Source organism: Ornithinibacillus caprae (genome assembly GCF_009728145.1).
Taxonomy (GTDB): Bacteria; Bacillota; Bacilli; order Bacillales; family Amphibacillaceae; genus Ornithinibacillus; species Ornithinibacillus caprae.
This window is the reverse complement of the sequence record NZ_WOCA01000019.1, coordinates 13549-37573: the sequence shown is the minus strand read 5'-3', so window position 1 is coordinate 37573 and position 24025 is coordinate 13549. Positions and strand designations below refer to the sequence as shown.

Annotated in this window: 26 protein-coding genes; 5 read left to right on the top strand and 21 right to left on the bottom strand. The window is 34.3% G+C overall.

Features of this window, described 5'->3' with window-relative positions; translation table 11 throughout:
* Positions 1-4 precede the first annotated feature (4 nt).
* The 10 genes from GMD78_RS18065 to GMD78_RS18020 form a co-directional block, all read right to left on the bottom strand.
* Complete coding sequence (locus GMD78_RS18065) at positions 5-1528, bottom strand: spore germination protein (protein ID WP_155670901.1); 1524 nt, start codon at positions 1526-1528, stop codon at positions 5-7.
* A gap of 109 nt (positions 1529-1637) precedes the next feature.
* On the bottom strand, positions 1638-2495 hold the full coding sequence (locus tag GMD78_RS18060) for a DUF421 domain-containing protein (protein WP_155670899.1): 858 nt from the start codon (positions 2493-2495) through the stop codon (positions 1638-1640).
* A gap of 15 nt (positions 2496-2510) precedes the next feature.
* Entirely contained in the window at positions 2511-2714 is a 204-nt protein-coding gene (locus GMD78_RS18055; protein ID WP_155670897.1) for a DUF1657 domain-containing protein, read from the bottom strand.
* 52 nt (positions 2715-2766) lie between these two features.
* A complete protein-coding gene (spoVAE, locus tag GMD78_RS18050) occupies positions 2767-3117 on the bottom strand; it encodes a stage V sporulation protein AE (protein WP_155670895.1) in 351 nt (116 codons plus the stop codon).
* Entirely contained in the window at positions 3114-4130 is a 1017-nt protein-coding gene (spoVAD, locus tag GMD78_RS18045) for a stage V sporulation protein AD (RefSeq protein ID WP_155670893.1), read from the bottom strand. Before spoVAD ends, spoVAE begins: the two co-directional genes overlap by 4 nt.
* Positions 4130-4609 carry a stage V sporulation protein AC gene (spoVAC, locus tag GMD78_RS18040; protein WP_155670891.1) on the bottom strand — a complete coding sequence of 160 codons (480 nt, stop codon included), beginning with the start codon at positions 4607-4609 and terminating at the stop codon, positions 4130-4132. Before spoVAC ends, spoVAD begins: the two co-directional genes overlap by 1 nt.
* A 20-nt stretch (positions 4610-4629) precedes the next feature.
* Positions 4630-5091, bottom strand: coding sequence for a hypothetical protein (locus GMD78_RS18035; RefSeq protein WP_155670889.1), 462 nt, complete (start codon positions 5089-5091; stop codon positions 4630-4632).
* A gap of 79 nt (positions 5092-5170) precedes the next feature.
* Complete coding sequence (locus GMD78_RS18030) at positions 5171-5377, bottom strand: DUF1657 domain-containing protein (protein ID WP_155670887.1); 207 nt, start codon at positions 5375-5377, stop codon at positions 5171-5173.
* A gap of 117 nt (positions 5378-5494) precedes the next feature.
* Positions 5495-6238 carry an oxygen-insensitive NADPH nitroreductase gene (nfsA, locus tag GMD78_RS18025; protein WP_155670885.1) on the bottom strand — a complete coding sequence of 248 codons (744 nt, stop codon included), beginning with the start codon at positions 6236-6238 and terminating at the stop codon, positions 5495-5497.
* A gap of 142 nt (positions 6239-6380) precedes the next feature.
* Positions 6381-6983, bottom strand: coding sequence for a hypothetical protein (locus GMD78_RS18020; protein ID WP_155670883.1), 603 nt, complete (start codon positions 6981-6983; stop codon positions 6381-6383).
* 379 nt (positions 6984-7362) lie between these two features.
* On the opposite strand from GMD78_RS18020, the gene GMD78_RS18015 reads away from it, so the two are divergent.
* Positions 7363-7776, top strand: coding sequence for a YwpF-like family protein (locus GMD78_RS18015; RefSeq protein ID WP_343042426.1), 414 nt, complete (start codon positions 7363-7365; stop codon positions 7774-7776).
* 44 nt (positions 7777-7820) lie between these two features.
* Here the strand turns inward: GMD78_RS18015 and GMD78_RS18010 are convergent, their stop codons facing one another.
* From GMD78_RS18010 to GMD78_RS18000, 3 genes are all read right to left on the bottom strand, one after another.
* Positions 7821-9143: a (Fe-S)-binding protein gene (locus tag GMD78_RS18010; protein ID WP_155670964.1), complete on the bottom strand. Its 1323-nt coding sequence runs from the start codon at positions 9141-9143 to the stop codon at positions 7821-7823.
* The gene (gene glcD, locus GMD78_RS18005) at positions 9143-10555 is read right to left on the bottom strand and encodes a glycolate oxidase subunit GlcD (protein ID WP_155670881.1); all 1413 of its coding nucleotides are present in this window, start codon (positions 10553-10555) and stop codon (positions 9143-9145) included. The genes GMD78_RS18010 and glcD overlap by 1 nt, the downstream gene beginning before the upstream one ends.
* A gap of 92 nt (positions 10556-10647) precedes the next feature.
* Positions 10648-11757 (bottom strand): CdaR family transcriptional regulator, encoded by a 1110-nt coding sequence (locus tag GMD78_RS18000; RefSeq protein WP_155670879.1) that lies wholly within the window; start codon positions 11755-11757, stop codon positions 10648-10650.
* Positions 11758-11957: 200 nt separating this feature from the next.
* Between GMD78_RS18000 and GMD78_RS17995 the strand changes: the two genes are divergently transcribed.
* Together GMD78_RS17995 and GMD78_RS17990 are read left to right on the top strand one after the other, a co-directional pair.
* A complete protein-coding gene (locus GMD78_RS17995) occupies positions 11958-13322 on the top strand; it encodes a TrkH family potassium uptake protein (protein WP_155670877.1) in 1365 nt (454 codons plus the stop codon).
* 36 nt (positions 13323-13358) lie between these two features.
* Positions 13359-15305: an EAL domain-containing protein gene (locus GMD78_RS17990; protein WP_155670875.1), complete on the top strand. Its 1947-nt coding sequence runs from the start codon at positions 13359-13361 to the stop codon at positions 15303-15305.
* 231 nt (positions 15306-15536) lie between these two features.
* On the opposite strand, the gene GMD78_RS17985 is transcribed toward GMD78_RS17990, so the two are convergent.
* From GMD78_RS17985 to lepB, 3 genes are all read right to left on the bottom strand, one after another.
* Positions 15537-16682 carry a S1C family serine protease gene (locus GMD78_RS17985; RefSeq protein WP_155670873.1) on the bottom strand — a complete coding sequence of 382 codons (1146 nt, stop codon included), beginning with the start codon at positions 16680-16682 and terminating at the stop codon, positions 15537-15539.
* A 15-nt stretch (positions 16683-16697) separates the two neighbouring features.
* Positions 16698-17861 carry a zinc ribbon domain-containing protein gene (locus tag GMD78_RS17980; RefSeq protein ID WP_155670871.1) on the bottom strand — a complete coding sequence of 388 codons (1164 nt, stop codon included), beginning with the start codon at positions 17859-17861 and terminating at the stop codon, positions 16698-16700.
* A gap of 388 nt (positions 17862-18249) precedes the next feature.
* Entirely contained in the window at positions 18250-18783 is a 534-nt protein-coding gene (gene lepB, locus GMD78_RS17975) for a signal peptidase I (protein ID WP_425495063.1), read from the bottom strand.
* A 240-nt stretch (positions 18784-19023) separates the two neighbouring features.
* Between lepB and GMD78_RS17970 the strand changes: the two genes are divergently transcribed.
* The gene (locus GMD78_RS17970; protein WP_155670867.1) at positions 19024-19200 is read left to right on the top strand and encodes an aspartyl-phosphate phosphatase Spo0E family protein; all 177 of its coding nucleotides are present in this window, start codon (positions 19024-19026) and stop codon (positions 19198-19200) included.
* A 58-nt stretch (positions 19201-19258) separates the two neighbouring features.
* Here the strand turns inward: GMD78_RS17970 and GMD78_RS17965 are convergent, their stop codons facing one another.
* The 3 genes from GMD78_RS17965 to GMD78_RS17955 all read right to left on the bottom strand — a co-directional run bounded on the left by GMD78_RS17965 (position 19259) and on the right by GMD78_RS17955 (position 22253).
* Positions 19259-20422 (bottom strand): aminotransferase A, encoded by a 1164-nt coding sequence (locus GMD78_RS17965; protein WP_155670865.1) that lies wholly within the window; start codon positions 20420-20422, stop codon positions 19259-19261.
* Between the two features lie 146 nt (positions 20423-20568).
* Positions 20569-21264, bottom strand: a complete 696-nt coding sequence (ric, locus tag GMD78_RS17960) for an iron-sulfur cluster repair di-iron protein (RefSeq protein ID WP_155670863.1) — start codon at positions 21262-21264, stop codon at positions 20569-20571.
* A gap of 68 nt (positions 21265-21332) precedes the next feature.
* A complete protein-coding gene (locus GMD78_RS17955; protein ID WP_155670861.1) occupies positions 21333-22253 on the bottom strand; it encodes a DMT family transporter in 921 nt (306 codons plus the stop codon).
* Positions 22254-22398: 145 nt separating this feature from the next.
* Between GMD78_RS17955 and GMD78_RS17950 the strand changes: the two genes are divergently transcribed.
* Positions 22399-22764 carry a hypothetical protein gene (locus GMD78_RS17950; protein WP_155670859.1) on the top strand — a complete coding sequence of 122 codons (366 nt, stop codon included), beginning with the start codon at positions 22399-22401 and terminating at the stop codon, positions 22762-22764.
* 28 nt (positions 22765-22792) lie between these two features.
* Here GMD78_RS17950 and GMD78_RS17945 read toward each other — a convergent pair whose 3' ends face one another.
* Positions 22793-23266 (bottom strand): YkyB family protein, encoded by a 474-nt coding sequence (locus tag GMD78_RS17945; protein WP_155670857.1) that lies wholly within the window; start codon positions 23264-23266, stop codon positions 22793-22795.
* 157 nt (positions 23267-23423) lie between these two features.
* Entirely contained in the window at positions 23424-24005 is a 582-nt protein-coding gene (locus GMD78_RS17940) for an SCO family protein (RefSeq protein WP_155670856.1), read from the bottom strand.
* Positions 24006-24025: the final 20 nt, after the last annotated feature.

Below are 24025 nucleotides of genomic sequence, written 5' to 3'. Positions count from 1 at the left end.
CACCTTATTTCTTCTTGATATCCTTTGGTTTCACATAACCTGGTCTATACATTTCGTATTGTAATACTCTTCTAAAGATGGTATCTCCAGAGGATACATATTTTGGTGTAAGTGGTGCCAAGTAGGGGACACCAAACGACTTGAGTGATACCAAATAAAATATACCGAATGTAAATAATGCAGCCATACCATAAATACCGAATAAACTCGCAACAAGTAAGAATAAGAAACGAGTTAATCTAATGGAAAAATTCATACTAATATCTCCGACTGCAAACGAACTTAATCCTCCCAATGCAACCACAATTACAACAATTGGGCTGACGATATTAGCTTGTACGGCTGCCTGTCCTAAAATTAGTGCTCCAACAATACCAATTGTTGGTCCAATAGGACTAGGTACCCGTAATCCGGCCTCCCGAATAAGTTCAAAGGCAAGCTCCATAATAATTACTTCGATTGCTGCAGGAAAAGGAACTCTTTCACGAGTTGCTGCGATTGCTAGTAATAAATCTGGGGGGATCATTTCTGCGTGGTAGGTAACTACCCCTACATAAATCGCAGATGTGAACAACGTAATAAATAATGCAATGATTCGTAGTAATCTAGTAAAATTCCCATAATGAAAACGTAAATAATGATCCTCTGATGAATGATAAAATGACCAAAATGTAGCTGGTAACACGAGACAGGCTGGTGAGTTATCCATGATCAATACAATATAGCCATCCTCTATAAACGATGCCGCACGGTCTGGTCTTTCCGTATATAATACGGTTGGAAAGATAGAAAACTTACGCTCTTCTATATGTTGTTCTAATAAACTGAGGTTTTGTATGGCATCCACTTGAAGTGAATTAACTCGTTCTCTAACATTTTCAACTAGCTTTTCATTCGCTAAGTCTTTTTCATATATGATAAATAGATCATTTTTTGAGCGTTCTGTGATGGTAAGTGATTCTACAACTAAGTTTTCATTTTTAATTTTTTTACGGATTAGAGAAATGTTCGTACTTGATTTTTCAGTAAAGGCTTCTTTTGGTCCTTTAACGACCGTCTCATTTTCAGACTTTTCGACACCTCTACCTTCAAAATTGGTTACACTAAATAAATAAGCTTGTGGATCACCCTCGATTATTAATGCAGCACTACCTTTATTGATTTCAGGTAAAATATCCTTTATTACGTTTTTGGTATCAACAGATTGAATAGAAACGATGTCCTCAATCTTACTAGATGTACTATTATTTCTGATTAATGGAGTTAGAATATGTTGATCGATTAATGTTACATCAGTAATGGTCCATATATAAATAAGTGCAGCTTTTTTGCTCATTCCATTGATATGTATATTTCTGATCACGAAGTCTTGATTATCTGGATAAGAGTATATTTCTTTAAAGAAACCAAGCGTTTGTTCTAGGTTCCCATCTAATTGAATCTCTTTACGTAAAATGTCCTCTGTCGATGATTTTTCTGGAACATTTGGTTTCTTGCTATATACTTTTTTTAATAATTTCTTTAACATCCTAACAACTCCACCTAAAGTATCTCCTCTTACGTTTCCACGATATCGCTAAAATTATGTAATGGAAAATAAGAAGAAAGTAACATCCCTCTTTACTTACAGTTGGATGTTACTTTAGGTATGGTTCTACAATATTTAAGGCTTCTTGCAGCTTTTTACTGTTCTTTTCATATAATTGTTTTGACTGTGTATTTTCAGTTGCTAAAGCAAATAGTTCTAGATCAGCTTGACACTTTTTCATCGTCGCTAGTAATAATGGTTTTTGTGTTGGACTCGGAACAGCGATCTTGTCATCATATAAGTCAACGGTTAGTTGACCATGCGTATCTACTTGCCCCAAGAATACATTTTCAATACTAACATTCAATTTATCCAGTTCTGTCTCTAACCAATTGGTATTTAAAGAGAGATTTGCAAGCGGTTCAAGCAGAACTTTACCATCCATTATAACGGTTTGTGGTTCTCGTTCAGGTGCGAGCTTAATGTTTAAGTCTTTTGATGTTAATGGTTGATTTTCCTTTTTAGGTAAAACACTAAGCTTACCAGTCGGTTCTAAAAGAGCAAATTCAACATCAGCAACTTTAAAGATATTTTTTTCGCGTAGACTTTCTAATAAGTCATCTGTAGAAAAATGTTCCTTTTTTAAATTATCCTCCATAATTTTACCGTTTTGAATAACGACAGTACCTTTTCCTTGAGCAAAATTGCGAAAGGATTTGCTTTTCAGAGAAAGTAATTCCACTAAATAGGTAATCATGAACCAAATAAACATAGCTATTAACGCAAAATAGATTGGGCTATCTAATGTACTTACATGAATGGCAACTATTCCACCTAAAACTACACCAGAAATGTACTCGAAAATATTTAATTGGGATAATTGCTTTGTGCCTAGCCATTTGGTCATAAAAAATAGGATAATTAATAAAGAAAAAGCTCTGATCACAATCTGAATCCAGTCTGGCATAACAAGTTATCCTTTCTATTGTTTGTATTGAGGTTCTTCTTGGGATAAGAATATTACTTGTTGATCTAAATCCTGTTTAATTTCCTTCATAATTGCTTGTGCTTTCTTAAACGCTTCGGATGCCTCTATTTCATTTGATTGTAAAGCGAGCGTTTCTAAGCTTGCTTCGATACTTTTTAAACTTGAAAAGCAAGATTTAACTTGGGAACCTACTGTCATTAGTATTACCTCCAAATACATAGGGTGGGGGAGAGGGATATCAGGCTTCCCATTATCCCTTTGGTTTGAAAATTAAAGCACCAATCATACCGAAAATAATTGCTGCAGAGATACCAGAGCTTGTCACTTCAAACATTCCTGTTATTACCCCGATAATTCCGTGTTTTTCGGCTTCTTGCATAGCGCCATGTACTAACGAATTACCGAAGCTCGTAATTGGTACGGTTGCTCCAGCTCCAGCAAAATCAATTAAAGGTTCGTATAAGCCTAGACCATCTAAAATTGCCCCTGCAACAACTAATATACTTAAGGTATGTCCGGGTGTTAATTTAAACACATCAAACATAATTTGGCCTATTACACAAATTAAACCTCCAACAACAAATGCCCAGAAAAATATCATAGTGTATCACTTCCTGATTCAATTGAAACTGCATGGGCGATACAAGGTATAGGATCGTTTTGGTTTACACTTAAAGGAGAGTGTAGAGCTCCTGTTGCCACAACTAATATCTTATTGAGTTCGCCCTTTTTCATTTTGTTAAGAAAATGACCATAGGTTACAACTGTAGAACACGCTGCACCACTGGCTCCAGCTAAAACAGGTTGATCTTCTCGGTAGATTGTAAGACCACAATCTACATATTTATTTTCGTCAATATTGACTCCGTTTTTATGAAACAGGTCTAAGGAGACCTCTCTACCTATATGCCCTAAATCACCGGTAATGATTAAGTCATAATAGGAAGGATCTATCTCTCTCTCTCTCAAATGGTCCGTTATAGTATCAACGGCCGCAGGTGCCATGGCGCCTCCCATGTTAAATGCATCAGACATGCCCATATCTACTACTTTTCCAATGGTAGCAGAAGTTACCACAGGACCAATACCTTCTTTTGCTAATAGTACACAACCTGCTCCGGTAACAGTCCATTGAGCAGTAGGTGGCTTTTGGCCACCATATTCGGTTGGATAACGAAATTGCTTCTCCGTCGCTGCATTATGACTTGAGGCACCACTTAGAATATAGTTTGCTCCATTTCCATTAATAAGAAACGCTGATAGTGCAAGGCTCTCCATCGACGTCGCACAAGCATTGAATAATCCAAAGTACGGAACACCAATTGTTTTAGCGGTAAAGCTCGTAGGTGTTATCTGATTGATTAAATCACCGCCTATAAAAAAGGAAACCTGTTCTTTTTGTATAGGACTGTTTTTTATAGCATGTTGACATGCTTCTTCCATCATCATCTGTTGAGCTTTTTCAAAGGATGCTTGGTTTAGCCACATATCTTCATGAAGAATATCAATATCATTAGGTATTTTCCCTTTTGCCTCAAAAGGACCTCCAACTGTCCCAGAGGAAATGATTACTGGTCTATTTTCAAATATCCACGTTCGATGACCCTGTAGCATTACAATCCACCCCATTGAATAAGGATTGTTTTAATTAATGCAACAACAAATGCTGAAAAAACACCGAATAAAATGACAGATCCCGCCAGTTTAAACATATTGCCACCAACACCAAGGACAAATCCTTCTGTTCGATGTTCGATAGCTGCAGAAATTACCGCATTACCAAATCCGGTTACAGGAACTGCAGAACCAGCACCTGAAAATTGTCCAATACGGTCATAAACTCCAAAACCTGTTAACAGCATGGTTATAAAAATTAATGTTGCTATAGTGGGATTGCCAACTGTTTGTTCGGTAAAGTTAAAAAAATGGATATAAAACGTGGAAATAAGTTGGCCGATAAAACATATAAATCCACCTACAAAGAATGCCTTAATACAGTTCTTTACAATTGGACGCTTAACTTCCCTTTTATCTTGAAAGGATTGATACTGTTGTGCGGAAGGTGGTACGTTCTTTTTTTTCTTATCTGCCATATTACCTTCACTCTTTCTTATTAGGTTTGTTCTTTTGATAAGCTAATAATATCATCTACTTCTTTTTCTAAATCTTTCTTCTTCATGGATCCTTTTTGTAACTTTTCTTCCAGTTTTTTTAATTCTAAAACGATTTTTTGATCTGTTGATAGTTCAACTTCGACTTTTGAAAATTTCTTTTTCAATTCATCTTGCAAATCTTTTCTTGTTTTCGCTAATTGAAATCTTTCATGATGCGGAACTTCTACAGCTATAACAAGTTTTTTGGATGTATTGACTGCATTGACAGATGTTATGTTTTGTTTATTACTTAAATAATCTTTTGCCTGATTTGCTAAATCTTGATTTGTCCCTTTCTTTGTAGAAGATATTTTGGTAATCTCAACGGGTTTTTCTTCATTAGTTCCGAGATTAGAATTTGCTCCACATCCAAATAAAATGAAACAGGACATTGTTAGTATTAGTATCTTTTTATTAAGCATCAGTATTCACCCATTTCTTCGTGCATGGTATAAAATAGGGGGGATGCTACATCCACCCCTATTATGTGAATTTAACTAATTAAAAACCTTTATATTGAGGTTCTTCTTGTTCAATTTGTTGAATTCGTGGTTCAACACTTTGTAAAATGGTTTGGGTTTGCTGTGCAGCATTTTCATAAAGTTGTTTTGCTTGTTTATTTTGAGTCTGTAAAGCAAATTGCTCAAAGCTTGCTTGTGCACTTTTTAGACCTGCAATCGTTTGTTTAATTTGAGTTGAGACTGTCATCTGAATTGACCTCCTTTAAACCCCTCACTGTTTAGCTTCTTTCATCTACTCGTAAATATACTTACTAGATATTTCCTAAAGCATAAAAAAAGATGCCCAGAGGGGACATCTTTACTTTTATCGTTTATTAAAATTTTTATCCTTAACAAATCCTGTAACATCTAATCGTTCTAACTTTTTATATTTCCGCATCATTTGATCAGACCATGTGTCGTTCCTTACATTGGATGAACGGTTGTGGTAATAATGATTTAGTTCTTTATCAAAATTTTGCAGTGATTGGTAGATGCTTTGATTGTTATACTCGTTTTCGTGATAAACTAAATCAAATGGTAATCGAGGCTTTTTTTCTGGTTGTTCATTTGGATAACCGACAGCTAATCCGAATAAAGGTATAACATAGGGAGGGAGATTTAGGATTTTGTTAACTCGGTTTATATCGTTTCTGAGACTTCCGATGTAACAAACCCCAAGCCCAATTGATTCCGCAGCTAGGCATGCATTTTGGGCTGCCAATGCTGTATCTATAATAGCAACCATAAATTGTTCCGTTGTTTCTAGACTTTCTTCAATTGCAGTTTTTTCTTCTGGTGATGCTAATTGGTGGATACGGTGTAAGTCTGCACAAAACACAAACAGATGTCCATTATCCTTGACGTAAGGTTGGCCTGAAATATTAGCAAGTTGTTCCTTAATCCTTTCATCCGTGATACCAATAATGGAATAGGCCATAACATAACTTGAGGTAGAGGCTTGTTGAGCAGATTGAACAATTAAATGGATTTGTTCTTTAGTTAATTGTTGCTTCGTAAATGTTCGAATAGATCGGTGATCAAGAATTGTTTCAATTACTTTATTCATAAAATAACTCCTTTTTTTACTCCAGCTGCGCTTTATATAGTATTGAAGTAGTTGGTTTGAGATCTCCTTGCCAATTGACAATTAATTCTTGAGTAGGTTCAATAATATCTGGAATGGAAACAGAAATCGTCTCATTATCATTTCACTCTGCGGACAAAATTGGCCAACTATAATTTAGAATATAATCATCATTGGTAATATTTTCAAGTTTTACAGCCTTCCATTTTTCAAGGTCTAAGACAACGATATTTGCCATGGGTAGGGGAAGCGATGATTCTCGATGAAATACCAACAATAATTTAGTCTCATCTGGTGATAATTTGACGGAAGATAATGTTGCGAGATCCGCAACTAGATGTCCTGTGTTTTCTTTGCTTTGATCCAATAATAAGTATGAGCATAGCACATGATTGCAAGAAAATTCAAGTAAGTAAACGCTGTTATCAGGTTCTTCATGTATTCGTTGGATATTCATTTCTTTGATTATTTCATCTCGTTTGGAGACAGCATGTAAATATTGACGTAGTATCGGTACTAAATGTAAGTTGATCATTACTACTTCATCTTCTAGGGTAAATTCAATAAATTCATCCGTTTCTTCATCATCATTTGGTTGTTCAATCAATTCTGGGCTATCTTTTGGTTGAGAAGGAGGAGTATCTTTCTTGACAAGAGCTGGTTCACTTTTGGAACAAGCAGTAACAAGTATAATCATACAAAATATAAATGAAAGTTTTTTAATCATCCTAACTCTCCTATACCATAATAAATTAATTATATACTTAATTTATATTTCAGAGATAAAAAAAACATCACTAAGTACGTGATGTTTAGCTACAGCTTTTTAGGGTCCTCTATATTTTTGCGACTTCCTTGTGAAATATATTCCTCGTTTAAGTCATTCGGCTTCCTTCTGTCACGATTATTAGTATTTAAGTTGTAAATTAAAAAGGCTATGAGTAAAACAATTACTATTATAAAAATAAAAACTATTGTCAACGTAATCGCTCCTTTCTATATCATTTAACATACCCTAATGAGAAAATATCATTATATGTATGACAGGAAGTTTGGTAAAATAAAATTAAGCAGGTTCCTTAACAATAATAGGGAGGAGGTTCGAGGTGAAAACATTTAAGTTACAAGCCTTACAAATTTTAGAAAATGAGTATGAAGAATTAGTTAAGAAATCCATAACGTTATATGATGGTTTAATTATAAACAGAGAAGATGAACAAAATCGATGGGTAATAGAAGCATATGTACAATCGGATTATAAGGATTACTTTACCAATTTACGTGATAAAAATGAAGAAATAATGGTAGAGGTGGTTATTACAAAAGAAAGTAATGATCCTGCAACATTTATAACTTCTATTATTGGTATCAATGATATCGGTGGAGAGCGTATCAATGTATTATTTATGGGGACCATTATTGATAAGCGTAAAAGCAAAATTGAAGAAATGCTACGTAAATTAATTGATGAAGGATATCAAGGAGAAGAGTTACTTGAAAAGTTTAAAGAACTAATATAGGAACGCACCAGTTATAGGGTGCATTCCTAATAGTATTTTTTAGCTTAATTTTTTTCCAATGCTCGTAATAAGAAGTCAACGATATGAACTGCTTCCATCTCTTCCCGCAAACCTTCTCGGTCGATACCTAACTTCATTTGTAAAAGACAACCAGGGTTAGCAGTGACGATTGTTTTCGCTTTAGTTTTCTTTGTTTGTTCCATTTTATAGTCGAGAATTTGCATGGACATCTCGGATTCCACAATATTATAAATCCCTGCTGAGCCACAACATCTGCTTGCATCCTGCATTTCAACGTAGGTTACACCTTTAATAGATTGTAGCAACTGACGTGGCTCCATAAAGGTTTTCTGACCATTTTTCAAATGACAAGAATCCTGATACGTAACTATTTGTTCATCTACTTGTAAGTCAAGTTTATGAAATTCTAATTCGATTAATATACTTGAAATGTCTTTGATCTTTTCTGAAAAAGCAGCAGCTCGTTCAGCCCAGTATGGATCATCGTTTAATAGATGACCATAATCAACTAGAAAAGCCCCACAGCCACCGGCGTTTGTAATAATATAATCGACTTCTGATTCTTCAAATGCTTGAATATTTTTTTTCGCCATTTTTTTTGCTTTATTTCTTTCTCCACTATGGCCATGCAATGCTCCACAACAGCCTTGTGTATCGGGAACAACGATTTCACATCCGGCATGTTGGAGTAGCTTTGTTGTGGAATCGTTGGTTGAAAGAAAGACGGTGTCCATTAAACAACCTGCAAAAAAAGCAACTTTTTTCTTTTTTTCTGCAAATGCTGGTATATGTCTAGTTCGGTTTTTCATTTCCTTTTTCTTAGGAATTGCTGGTAACACTTTTTCCATTGCTTGTAAATTTGCAGGTAAGATTTTCATTGCTCCGGTATTTCTTGCTAGTTTTTGAAGGCCAGAACGTTGATAAAATCCAACTAAACTAGTAAACCCAATCATTCTCTTTTGATGGGGAAAGAGTTGGTCGAATACCAGGTGTCGAACTGTCTTTTCCGGTATGGATTGCTTTTTGTTTTGATAAATAATATCTCTAGCTTGCTCCAATAGATGACCATACTTTACACCAGATGGACAAACTGGTTCACAGGCCCTGCAACCTAAACAAAGATCTAAAGAGCGTTTCACATCTTCATCAGGTTCGAGGTCTCCGTCAACGACTGCTTTCATCATAGCAATTCTTCCACGAGGAGAGTGTGCTTCATCTTTTCCTGACTCAATATAGGTAGGGCAGCTAGGTAAACAAAATCCACAGCGCATACAGTTTAACAATTCATCGTAATCCATTTTTTCTTTAAATTCATGTTGAATGTTTTGCTTTTCTATAGTTTTCATCACCTAGCTACCACCACTCTTTTTCGTTCCGATTTTGCGAATATTTTACCAGGATTCATAATGTTGTTTGGGTCCAAGGAATGTTTGATCTGTTTCATAGCTTCGACTCCAGCACTTCCAACTTTTAAGTGTAAATAAGCAGATTTCATCGCACCAACACCATGCTCCCCAGTAATAGTTCCCCCAAGTTCAATCGCTTTATGAAATATCTCCTCAAAAGCTTTTTCTACGCGTTCAATTTCTTCTTCATTACGGATATCGGTTAAACAAGTAGGGTGTAAATTACCATCCCCAGCATGGCCAAAAGTGCAGATTTTAACATGATGTTTTTGGGCAATTTCTTCGATTGCTTTGACCATATTGGCTATTTCAGATCGTGGAACCGTAGCATCTTCAAGGATAGTAGTTGGTTTCAAGCGTGCTAATGCGGAAAGAGCAGCCCTTCTAGCAGTTGTTAGTGCTTCAGCTTCTTCATAGGTTTTAGCAATAGAAACTTCTACCGCATTATTTTCTCGACAGATGTCTGCGATTTTATTCATATCTTTCTCAACAATTGCAGGGGATCCATCTTGTTCGATCAATAAAACCGCTTTTACTTCAGTAGGAAGTCCGATTTGAGCAAAGTCTTCCACTACTTGTAAGGTAGGTTGATCTAAAAACTCAAGTGTTGCAGGTATTATTCGATTGGCGATGATCGCAGATACAGATCTCGCGGCTGCATCAAGATCTTGGTATAATGCTAACATTGTTTTTTTCGTTTCTGGCTTTGGTATTAATTTCAAAGTAGCTTCTGTAATAATTCCAAGCGTTCCTTCTGAGCCAACAAATAATCTAGTTAAGTCATATCCAGCTACATCTTTAGCCAATTTTCCTCCTGTACGAATGATATCTCCATTAGGTAGCACGATTTCTAATCCCAATACATAGTCACGTGTAACTCCGTACTTTAAACCACGTAATCCCCCAGAATTTTCATTTATATTACCGCCGATTTGAGAGATTTTCATGGAACTAGGATCTGGAGGATAAAACAATCCTTTTGATTCAACAAATTCAATTAAATCCTTTGTAATAATCCCAGGTTGAGTCGTAATGGTTAAATTTTCTTCATCGATTTCAAGAATTTGATCCATATGTTTAAACAATAAGACAATTCCACCTTCTAGAGGAGTTGTTCCGGCGCTTAGGTTGGTACCTGACCCCCTTGGTACAATAGGGATATGGTGTTTATTACAAAGTATTATTATTTCCGACACTTCTTTGGTGTTTCTTGGTGATACGATTGCATCTGGTGGGGATTGAAATTGCGGGGTAGCATCATAGGAATATACTAGTAAACTTGATTTCTTACAATCTACATTTTCACTACCAACAATTTTCTGCAGGGTCTTGATTATATTTTCCGTAAGCATCATTTAGCTCCTAACTTTTTTATTTTCATTTTATAGAATCAATCACTAGAATTATATAGATGATAATACAAAAAAAAGACGAAAAAACAATATTAATTTGTTTTTTCATCTAAATAGTAAAGTGCAGTATAAAACGACGCAATGGAATAGGTATCTCTTGGATTAAGATTCGTTAGCTGATGAATTTGTTTCAATCGATAATGTAGTGTGTTTATGTGTATATGCAACTCTAATGAAGTATTTTTCACATGGAGATTATTGTTTAGATAAGCTCTAAGTGTGTTTAGTAATTCAGGTTCTTTTTTTAGAGGTGTAATAATACGATTGATAAATTCAACTTTTATGGATTCATCTACATCATCTAAACAAATTTCTAATAATAGATCTTCATAAAAAATGATACTATTGGTATTCATTGCGACTCTTAAAGCTTTTTCAGCCCTTTGGTAAGAAGGTTTGATTGCTTTTGTATCAAAAACTGTACCAACACCGATGGATAATTTACTACCATAGTTAGACTCGGCATAGGACTTAAAGGAATCTAGGGCTGAAAGTAAGTAGTTCGCTGAAGCATTACGTTGCTTTTCTTCTGTAACCATTAGTAATCGATCATTTCCCCATCTGACTACTGTACTATCTAGCGTTAATTCCAACCAGTTTATTAATTCATTCATATTGTGAGCATCATTGTTTTGATGAATATATATTAATGTACAGAGTAGTTTGGATTTTAGGTTAATTCCTAAAACTTCAGCACGTTGAATAAAATCTTGAGGTACGGTCTCTAGCTGTACCCAATCAAGAAAAAATACTTCTAAAGCTCTTGCAGCCCATTCAGATTCATGGATATACATACTTTCTCGAATTAGCAACTCTGTCATTTTTTTCATTAAGGAGGCGAAGGGTATGATCTCAGTTGGATTTCCAGTAATACCAATCACACCGATTACTTCTTTATGAATGGTTATTGGCAAATTAACTCCAGGTTTAATTCCTTTCATGCTCTTTTGATGCTCACTAGTTAAAATCGTTACCGTGTTCTTTTCTATCGTTTGCTTTGCACCTTCATGAAAGTCTCCAATACGTGTGGTGTCAGTACTCGCAATAATGGTTGCTTCTTTATCTACTATAATAATATTCTCATCGATTAGTTTCTTTGTTTCGTCAATAATTTTCGTTCCTAATTCAGCTGTTAATTCCATGATCAACCTCCTGAACACAAAATATTTAGGGGTGAAAGCTCATAAAATTTTAAATTTTTTCATATTACTTTATATTCTTCTCTATTAATTGTATAGTGAATATGTAATTTTGTCGAAAATAGAGGAAATTCTTGTCTAGAACTGCTATAATAATAACCAATCTAGCCGATATAAGAATAGGCACTTAAGGAGTATTAGTTATGTTTAGTTCGAATTTCTTCTTTCGATGGATACAGAATTTGTCTCCAGTTCGAATGATCTTTCTTTTTTATTTTCTTGCAGCAGTTGTATCTACTGCATTATTAGCATTACCCGTAGCGTATCAAAAAGGAGTAAGCATACCATTTATCGATGTAGTATTTACTGCTATAAGTGCTTTAAGTGTAACTGGTTTAAGTACGATTACAGTTGCAGACACACTGAGTACAACTGGTATTATTATTTTAGCCCTTATTATGCAGTTAGGTGCAGTTGGAGTAATGGCGATAGGTACTTCTATTTGGCTCATTTTAGGCAAGAAAATTGGTTTAAAAGAACGTAGATTGATTATGACCGATCAGAATCAAACAACATTCGAAGGAATGGTTCGTCTAATCAAACAAATTTTTCTTGTATTATTAACCATTGAATTGATTGGATTCCTTATTCTAGGTACATATTACTTGCAGTACTTTCCTACAGCTGGAGAAGCTTATTTAAATGGTTTTTTTAGTACCATTAGTGGTATAACAAATGGTGGATTTGATATTACTGGCGAGTCCTTAGTGCCGTTTCAAAACGATTATTTTGTGCAATTTGTACATATTCTATTGATCGTTTTCGGAGCTATCGGATTTCCAGTTTTAATAGAAGTGAAAGATTTTTTATTTGCGAAATATGATAAGAGAAATTTTATGCGTTTTAGTTTATTTACAAAACTAACGACTACGACCTTTTTGTTTTTAATTGTTATTGGAACATTATTTATTTACTTATTTGACATGGGGAATTTCTTTGCTGATAAAACCTGGCATGAGGCGTTGTTCTATGCGTTGTTTCAATCTGTAACTACTAGAAGTGGGGGATTATCAACCATGGATGTTAGCCAGCTAACGGAGCAAAATCATATATTTATGTCTTTCCTTATGTTTATAGGTGCTTCACCTAGTAGTGCCGGTGGTGGGATACGAACAACAACATTTGCATTAGTTGTTATTTTCATCATAACGTATGCTAGAGGTGGAAATAGTATACGTATATTTAAACGAGAAGTACATGAATCTGATTTAATGAAGGCTGTAACGGTAACGTTAATGGCGATTATGACAGTATTTATATCGGTATTAATGATATCAATAGTCGAGCCGTTTACCCTTGCCGAAATCTTATTTGAAATAACATCAGCTTTCGGTACAGTAGGGCTGTCATTAGGTATTACTGGAGAATTGACAACGTTTAGTAAAATTCTTCTTATGATCTTAATGTTTATTGGTAGGGTAGGGATTATTACTTTTTTATTTATGTTTAAAAATAATAAACAAAACGGAAAATTCCATTATCCAAAAGAAAGAATCATTATTGGATAATTATGGTTTGATTGAAGGAGTTAGGAGATAAAATCTATGACAAATGGTAAAACAGTACTACCTATGCATAATCGAATATTATCCTCCTTAAAGGAAGCTGTCCTTTTTGTACAAGATGACGGAGAAATAATTGAAACAAATAACAAGGCTAATTCTGTCTTGGGTTTGGAAAGCCTACAGGGCATATCGATATTTGACTTCATAGACTTTGATTTACTTAAGGAATCCAATGAGGTTCATCTTTTAATGGATCAAAGAAACAAAAAGGGAAGTTTGCTAGAAGTAAAATCAATTCTAGTTTCTAATAATGTATTTTGTCTAATCGTACATCCATTGTCTTTACAAGATAAGTCAGAAGAGATTAAAAAGTATATAAATGAAAATACATTTGCTGATAAAGAAGGTATTGTTATGTTTGGGGAACATCATATTATTGATTGTGATCCTAACTTTGCAACTATGTTTGGGTATTCTGTTTCTGAGATGAAAGGGATGGAAATTACTCGTCTCATTGATCAAAAGAGTATTGTAAAGCTCAGTAATCAGAATTCAGTTAACCCATATGAATTAATTGGAATACAGAAGGATGGATCAAAATTCCATGTTGAAGTCATTGATTATCCATACAATAACCAAGGATCCATTATCCAAGTAGCAAGTTTCAAAGATATTACAGAGCGTGTTATGAATGAAAATCAGATTGAGTATATGGCTTACTATGATGAATTAACAGATCTTCCAAACCGTAATTTTTTTAACAAAGTATTAAAAGAGGCCGTTGATGAGGCAAAAAAATCGGGTGAAATATTAGCTGTTTACTTCATTGATTTGGATTACTTTAAGGAAATAAATGATACCTTAGGGTACTCTTTTGGAGATAAATTATTAACAGCATGTGGAGAAAGGTTAAAATCCTTCTTAGATATGAACACCTTTATTGCTAGAATGAGCGGTGATGAATTTCTAATTCTACACCGACTTGCATCCACGAAAGAGGCGGCAGTTGATCTAGCAGAAGAGATAATAGCTGCGTTTGAAAAACCAATTAAAATTGAAGATTATGAAATTTATACTTCTATAAGTATAGGGATTAGTATTTTTCCAGAGAATGGTACGAATGCGAATGATTTGATCAAACATGCTGATTCGGCAATGTATGTTATTAAAGAGAAACATCGTAATAATTATAATTTGTTTGATTCATCTATCTCTGAAAACTTTAAAATGCGTTTAACGATGGAAACAGAATTACGGAAGGCACTAAGAGAAGGGCAATTTGAGCTACATTATCAACCTCAAAAAAATCTTAGTTCAGGAAAAGTGGTAGGGTTAGAAGCTTTATTAAGATGGAATCACCCACAAAAAGGATATATTGCACCGGCTGAGTTTATTCCGCTGGCTGAAAAAACAGGCTTAATCATTGAAATTGGTGATTGGGTATTGTATGAAGCCTGTAAGCAGAATAAAGTGTGGCAGGATAAAGGGTATGATCCTGTTACGGTGAGTGTTAATTTATCTGCGAAGCAGTTCCATCAAAGAAGTCTGGTTGATAAAATTAAAGAAATTTTGGCTGAAACAGGTCTTTCTCCATATTACCTAGAGCTTGAGATAACGGAAAGTATGGCTATGTCTAATGAAGATTATATATTAAAGACATTAAAGGACTTAAGAGATTTGGGTGTACTTGTATCGATTGATGATTTCGGTACTGGATATTCATCTTTTAAATACTTAAGCTTATTCCCAATTACTAAGTTGAAAATAGATAAAATGTTCTTAAAGGATGAACAAAGAGAAAATAAAGCAATCGTTAAATCCATTATTCATATGTCTCATTCCCTAAATATGAAAGTGATCGCTGAAGGAGTGGAGACAATGGAACAATTTAACTTCTTAACACAGGAAAGATGTGATGAAATGCAAGGGTTTTATTTCAGTAAACCTTTACCACCAAAGCAGTTAACGAAGTTTTTCCGTGTGTGATAAATTAGAAAACTTGGCTTTTGCCAAACCTTTATGGCAAAAGCCTTAGTTGCACTTTTGCAGCATAAGAAAGCATATAATTTCTTATCTGCCAAAAAGGCACGATCATCTCTTTTTAGATGATCGTGCCTTTTATATAACCTGAATAAAAAAATGTATCCACACATCCTTGAAAGATTAGGGGAATTTTAAAGGTAACAATGCTATTACAGTATTTCTTATCCAGTAGATCTAAGATTCAGTCTCTTCAATATTTATGTTTATTATTTTTAATTGATCATTTTCATAACCAATTGTGAATCGATAGGTTTTATCTTCTGTGTGTAATTCTTCTTCGTCGGGTAACTTTCTTTTAATTGTAACACTAAAGGTAGTATTTAATTGGTTGTCATCCGTTAACTTACTTGTCATATTTTCGTACGTTAAATCTACTATTTGAATATAGCCCTCCCTAAAGTTTGAATACGATGTGGAAGACTGCATGGAATCACCTAAAAGCGAATAGGCACTTACATAATCTCTAATCAAAATACTGTCTAAGAAGTATTCGACGATATAGTTGGCATCTTCTTTAAATTGTTCGGGATCCAATGAATTGATCATATCCTCAGTACTAGTAAAATGCAGTTGTTCATTTTGGGCTTCATTGGACCAGGTTTCTATTTGTGTTATTACATCGTTTATTGGAATGCTAAAACCTAATGTACCGTCATCTGTACCGACAGAATTAATTCCAATTACTTTTCCGGTTTCTCGATTTAGAAGTGGTCCGCCACTATTTCCTTGCGTAATCTGGGCTGAGATTTGGTATGCATTCGTATAATTAAATCCTTCCACAGAAAAATTTCGTTCGGTACCAGATATAATTCCAAGGGTTACGGTGTTTTGAAAGCCATGTGGACTTCCAAGAGCAATTACTTCATCCCCAATTTCAGTTGGATTATCGGTTTCAATAGGGAGCCCGCTTTCTCCAGCTAACTGGGGGACACGAATTACTGCAATATCTGTATCTTCACCAATACCAATCACAGCAGCAGGATAAATACGAGCATTTGCTGTACGTACGTAGATAATCTCCGCATCTTGAATAACATGTGCATTCGTAATAATATCTCCTCGATCATTATAAAGGAATCCTGAGCCTGTTAATGTGCTCAATTCGTTTTGCGCTTCAATTTGAACGACGTTTTTTTCTGTTTGGTGAATAATATTCTTTAAATTTTGTGGTTGTGAATCAATCTCCACCTTACTAATGATTGGGTTATTAACAGATATCTCTTGTTCATTCCAATTCATGTACATGGTTAAGATGATCGTTAATCCAATTATTCCAATGATTATTGCTAGGATAATTGGTGGATATCGTTTTTGACGCATGGATTAATCACTCCATTAATAATTTAGATACCAAGTTATTGTATTAACGTCTATGTCAATTTTCTCTATATCTTCTTGAATGTCATAGTGTGTAAACTCAAATTTACCTGTTTCTTGGGGATAGAGTGTATCTGGATAGACGTACACTTCATTTGATAAAAATTCATTTTCGTTATTGTCAAGTAGAGAATAATCTACTAGGACAGAATTTACTGGGTCAGAAGCAATGCTTTTTACCTCACCTTTAACAACGATATTACCTTGTTGATCCGTTTCAATTTTCACAGAGACAAGCTCAATCGCATCGGTTTCATTAATTTCGCGTTCCTCTGCTTCTACGTTGATTGCTTGCTCTATACGTTGCTCTTGAGTTACTTCAAAAGAGAGCTTTTCTTTTTCTATAGTTGTTTTTAAACTTCCAAGCTTTTCTGATTCTGGTGCATATTTTAAACCATCTTCAACGATAGTTTGTGCATCTGTAAATTGTTTGTTTGATACATGTTCACTAGCTTTTGAAAATGTAAAATCAATGATTTGATTACGTATGCTTTCAACAATTTTCTCTGCTTCGTTTTGCTTAATAGCGTCTGCTTCCCAAAGTAATGTTTTTAATTCATCAATAGTCGGATTTTGAGAAAGAATACTTTTAAGCTGCTCAACTTTAATTTCATTTCGATGAAGGATTAGTTCATCTACTAAATTATTAACTGCACTACCATCGTAATTTTTTAATGATCTTTCCGCATCATCTAATACAGAAAGTGCTTCTTGAAAATTTTCTTTCTCTAATTCAGAATCAGCAGCTGAAATAGCTTTTTTAACAGTAGTAGCATCATCTACAAAGCTTAGTGCATTTTCTGCTTGTGCAAAGTTTTGCTTTCGTTGTAGAGCACTTTTAAAGTACTCTCTAGCTTCCTCATATTCACTATTAGCTAAGAATTTTTCACCTTGTTCGTAATATTCTTTTGCTTGGGAGGATTGGTTTTGTAAATATAGGTAAAGAATACTTGTGGAAATAAATAGTATGATTACGGTAATAATAGGGATATACCATAATCGATTCAATCGTTTCTTTACTTCTAAACGATGATTAAGGTCATCTGGAAGTTCCTTACCACAAGTAATACAATATAATTCATTTTCCTTAACACCTGACCCACAGTACGGGCAGTGAAGCATAGAATCACCTTCTCTTATGAAAATAGCAATTTTGCTAGATTGTCACTGAAGTTTCACTTCATTTTATCATATTTTTCTTTATTTAGGGGAGGAATCTTGGTATGATAATAAAGGATAGGTTTGCTAAGTGAATTTACCTAGGATTTATTTATACAGGATGAATCATGTTTGTAAAAGACAAGTTTTCTACGGTAAAATCTCACTGAATAATCTTTTAAATTATACATAAAGTAGTTCAAGGAGGTGCAGCTTAATGGGAGTTTGGGAAGTTGCTTTTGGAATTATTTGTTTCGGAATTTTAGCTATAAATATAGGGTACTGCATATTAGATAATGAAAAATAGAAATAGAAAAGGTCCAAACAAAGGTGTTTGGACCTTGTTATAGACTTATCTAGTTCTAGACATCTCAGATAAGGGGAAGATGACTAATTCTGATCTTCCAATTATTTCTTCTTCAGTAATAAACCCTAAACCATTCCTACTATCTTTGCTAATTGCACGATGGTCACCCATTACGAAATAGCTATCCTTTGGTATTTCAATCGGCCCGAAATTTCCTGTATGATTAATTGCATCTTCTGTTAGAAAATTTTGCTCGTACTGTTCGTTATTTATGTACAGCTTATGGTCTCTAATTTCTATGATTTCTCCTGGTAACCCAATTACCCGTTTCACATAGTTTTTCTGTGGTCTTTGTATAATAACAATATCCCCGCGTGCAGGTTCACCAACTAAATATACAAATTTATTAAATACAACCCGTTCTCCATTTTCGAGGGTTGGGTCCATACTGTCACCTTCAACGATTGATGTGGCAAATAAAAAATTTCTAATAATAACAGCAAGAATAATAGCAATAATGATAGCTTTAAGCCATTCAATCCATTCGTTTTTCTCTTTTACATTTGCCAAAAAAGACATTCCTTTCTCTAATAACAAAGCAATTAATGATTAAATATCGGTAATTATAGGAAATAATTTCTCATTTTAATTCTATTTATCTGTGTGATATTATTATACCAACTTTAACTATATAGCATAATAAAGAAGTAATAAAGAGCTTAACAAATATTTGCAAATAATTAACAATAACATGTTCTTCCTTGTATAACTGTGCTAAAGTAGTATTAATTACTTAAAGGAGGTTCCTTTAACTTTAACATGTATGATACTGACAAACTCCTCACCCAAATAGAAACATTGCGTAATCAAATGACAGAAGTTGCATTATCCAAAGGTATTACAAGTCTAGAATCTATTACCTTAAGTCAAGAACTAGATCGATTGTTAAACATATACAATGAAATAAAGACAAATGATAAAGAAAAGAATAGATAAACTATCCTTGAAAGTAACGGGAGGGGGGGATTACGAGTGTGTATTCACCCCAATGCATTTATCGTAATTCTTCATTTTGTAAGAATTCTTCTATTCGATCTAATCCTCTTGTTAACGTATCCATATCATATGCGTACGAAAGACGCATATATCCTTCCCCTAAGCTAGAGAAACTACTTCCAGGTACTAAGGCAACCTTCCCCTTGCGAACTAATTGTAAACCTAGTTCAAATGAATTCATTTTTTCAATTGGAAATTTTGGTAGAAAGTAAAAGGCACCAGCTGGCTTATCCACAGGTAGTCCCATTTTAACCAATCTCTCATGAACATAATCACGTCTATGTTTATAAGCTTCTCGCATCATAATCGCATCTTGCTTCCCATTTGTTAAAGCCTCTAGTGCAGCATACTGGCTAATTGATGTAGCACAGGATACGTTATATTGATGAACCTTGATCATGTGTTTAGTTAACCATTCTGGGGCAAGTGTGTATCCAATTCGAAATCCTGTCATTGCATGTGATTTTGATACGCCGTTAACAACGATGGTTTGATCTCTAATATCCGCAAAACTAGCGATCGAAACATGCTTGTGATCATAGACAAGCTCACTATATATTTCATCTGCTAGAATGAATATATCCTTGTCCTTGATGACAGAAACAATTTCCTGTAGTTCATTCGTTGTGAATGATGCGCCAGTAGGGTTTGATGGATAGGGGATGACTACACATTTTGTGTGATCTGTAATATGTTCCTCGAGTTTTGATTTTGTAAGTTTGAAATTATCCTTAGTTGTATCGACATGAACTGCTTTTCCACCTGCTAACGTTATTAATGGTTCATAGCCAGGATAAATAGGACCTGGTAGGATCACTTCATCTCCAGGGTTGAGAATGGTTCTAAATGTTATGTCGATAGCTTGTGAAGCTCCGGTAGTGACAATGATTTCTGAATCAGGATTATAGCTAAGTGCATAATTTGTTTCTTGAAACTTAGATATTGCTTGTCGTAATTCTAAGATTCCTGCATTTGGCGTATAGGATGTTTTATTCTCATTCAATGCGAGAACTGCTGCATTTTTTATATGTTCAGGCGTATAAAAGTCAGGTTGTCCAATTGTCAGTGAAATAATATCTTTTTCATCTGCAACCATATTAAAAAACTTTCTTATACCTGATATTTCAATATCCAATACTTGTTTGTTAAGTAAATGTTGCAAAAGGATACCCTCCATTATGTATGTATTTACAATTGTTGCTCCTAATAAGAAAAAGGTGAAAATATCATATTTATCATAACATAAAATTAGGGATAATAAGGAGATAAAAACAGGGGGATGTGGAAATCCGCCCTGTCTATTCATTCTTATAGATTTTTAAATAGAACATTGTTTTCTAAATGAATATGTTGGAATGTATCCGATTCTAAATCTGCTAAACGTGCATAGGTAATTCGATACGAATTGCAAGCATTTACAGGTGGAGAAAAGTCATCCGTGATCTCTCTCATTCGTTTAAGAATATCTCCAGCTGCGTCATGTTCTTCCTCTAATCCACCATTTGCAATATGGATTTTTTCTAGAAGCTCTGCGTTTGGACTTGTTTCATATTCTTTTATAAGCGGGAATACCTCTGTCTCTTCTTTAGCAGTATGTTCTTCTAATTCTAGCTTCAATTCATGGAATAATCGGTGTAATTCCTTTAAGTGTGGGTCTGTCTCTCCGTGTACGCGAAAAATCTTTGTTACGAATTGACCTAAAGGAGCAAGTTCTTCGTCCAAATATGCATGATGTGTATGGATAATATGATCAATCAACTTAGAGGGAGCGATCGCGTCCCAATCTGTTATCTCATGGTCTTCTTTTTGCCATTTTTCATAGGCGGTATTCAATTCTGTTAAGACAGAAGACGCTTCTATATTTTTTTCAATAAATACCTCGGAAAGCGGGCGATCACCACCACAACAAAAGTCAATTCGACGTTGTTTGAATAAATCACTTGCCTTTGGAAACACTTTAATAATTTCAGCTGGTGTATGTTCTGCAGTAAATGAGTTCATCATTTAACCTCCTAATTGAGTATGGTTAAATGATAATCGTTTTCAATATAAAGTGGCGTGACATAGCTCACTTAAATCACACTTTTTTTCTTGTTTAATTGAATATTTCTTGATGATTTTTGCTTGTTTGATAGTTGGATTAATATGACAGCACCGATAATACAAGCCATTCCAACCATTTGCACCAGAGTAAATGATTCCTTGAATATAAAAATACCGATTAGTGTTGCTACAACGGGTTCAATAGTGGTAAGGATAGACGCTTTAGATGCTTCGGTTTGCTGCAATCCATATGTATATATGATATAGGCAAAAGCAGTCGGTAAAAACCCTAATCCAAATGTATATAGTAGAACGGTAGGGTCTGCTAGTAAGTAGAATTTTTCCGCATATGGAAAAAAAGGTATTAGTGTAATCGATGCTATAATAAAGGTAAACGTTGTAATCGATAAACTAGTATATTTCTTCAATGCAAATTTGCTAAATATACTATATAATGCGTAGCCAATTCCTGATCCTAAACCAAACAAAATACTACCTAGTTGAATTGCTTGTAAATTTAAAGGGATTAACCCTACTACAAAACAAGTACCAATTAATGTGATAACTAAGGCAGTTACTTTCGTTTTGGTTAATGCCTCTTTAAAGAAGAAAAAGGATAAAATGGTAACGAAAGCTGGAGCAGTATACAGTAAAGCTGTAGCAACAGGTATCGTTGATAATTCAATAGCAGTAAACATGCAATAATTAAAAAAGATAATACTTAAAATTCCTGTACCTACAAAATATTTAAGGTCTGATGTAGTTTTTAGTTTTAATTTCTTAGGGGAAAATATAAGTAAGTAACTAACCAGTAGAATAGCTGATGACCAAGCTCTAAGGGTAACCACTTCCATTGGTGTAAATCCTAAAGCATATAAGTTTTTTACATACCAGCCAATGGTCCCCCAAAGTGCGGCACCTAATATAATAAATAGAAAAGCTTTATTCAAAAGTAATACCCACCTTCCAAACATAACCATTAAACACATTATACCAAACTAATATAATATTTGGTAAATTTTGATACATGTATATATTCATGTGAAAAGGTTTATGCTTTAAGTAAAAGTATGATAAGGAAAGTAGTTGATCCAGGTGTTTGCAAGTAAGGTATTTATTATTAAAATGGCACATTTGAGATCATTAGGATTGACAGAAGAGATCTTGTTTTCGTTGTTAATTTTAGTTGGAATAATAGCTAGTTATATGGTAATTAAACCAATAACGACTTTTCTCATTTCATTAAAATCTACCAGGTTACTGAGTTATTTACTTAGTAGTCTCGTATTTATTGTGCTATTTTTTATTGTTGTCTTCTTTATAGGGGAAATCCAGTTTATAACATTTCGGTTATTTAAATTTGCATTACAAGCTCTTGCGGTATTTGGTGGGATGTTACTAATTATGCATGTGTACCAACAATTACTTCATAAAAAAGGTATGAAAAAAAGCGTACGTTAATTTTGTACGCTTTTTTATGGTGATCAAGCTAACGGTAGGTTTTTTTGGTAGGTGGCCATTCCATTTTCCCTAGCGAGGAAGGTGTGAAATAGGCAGAAGAATATTCTTTTTGCTTAGGACGCTTCTTATTTGGTTTCCAGTTAATATACTGATATATAATTCTCTTAGCCTGTGATAAAGACATTTTGGTTTGAGGATTTCGATAGTTTTGGTCGAGTGTACCTAAATGTTCCAATTCTTTGAAGTCTTCTTTGGCTGGAGGAATATGAAAGTAATACTGGTCCACTTTAACAAGGAGTGTGGAGTGCTGGTTACTAAATCTTGGGTGCTCTGAAAAGTGAAGTCCTATTTTTTCTGCTCGTTTTTCTTGGAGAAGACGCTTAATGGATTCTTTTTTAATATAATATAAATGACCAGGTTCAGGAGCTGTTTTTGCATGGCGATTTATCGTATAAATCGCTTTTGCAAGATCACTAAGCGGAACCTCGTTTTCTTGACTCATTTTTTTACCTCCTTCCATTTTGTTACTTGTTTCTATACTATACGATTGCTTGTCCACTTTCAAGAACAAATAGTTGAGAAAAATTATATAAAAAGGTTGTTTTCTAAAAGAGTGTTGCTATAATCAAGGAATATAAAAAAGAGCATTTAGAATGCTCTTAATTCAGGCTCTTAATATCATTTACTATTTCATCAATTTGTTCCTGTTCTAATAAATATCCGTTATAGCTCTTTTCTGCATTTCCTTCTCGTGTTACTAAGTAGAAACTAACACCGTGTATGAATTCGGTATCTGTTAATTGGTTTGCAGTTGTCTTAAAGGATTCCCTTGCAAACTCTTCGATGGTGTTTAAATCATACCCAGTTAAAAAGGTCCATTGGTCAAACTTAATTCCTCGAACTTCTCCATATTCTCTTAACACCTCAGGGGTATCAGTCTCAGGATCTACACTAAATGACACGAACTCAACATCATTAATACCCTCATCATTTAAAGCACGTTCAATTTTTTGTTTGTTATACGTCATTTGTGGACATTCTGTTTCACAAGAGGTGTAGATGAAATCAGCTAGCCATATTTTCCCTTCTAAATCTTGCTTACTAACTTCCTCACCATCCTGATTAATAAAAGTGAAATCATTTATTTCATAGGAAAAATCAGGTTCGAAATTAGATCCGCATGCACTTAAAAGAAAAATGAATAACACATAAGTAAATAGTACTTTTAATTTTGATAACATATGTATTCCTCCAAGTAGTT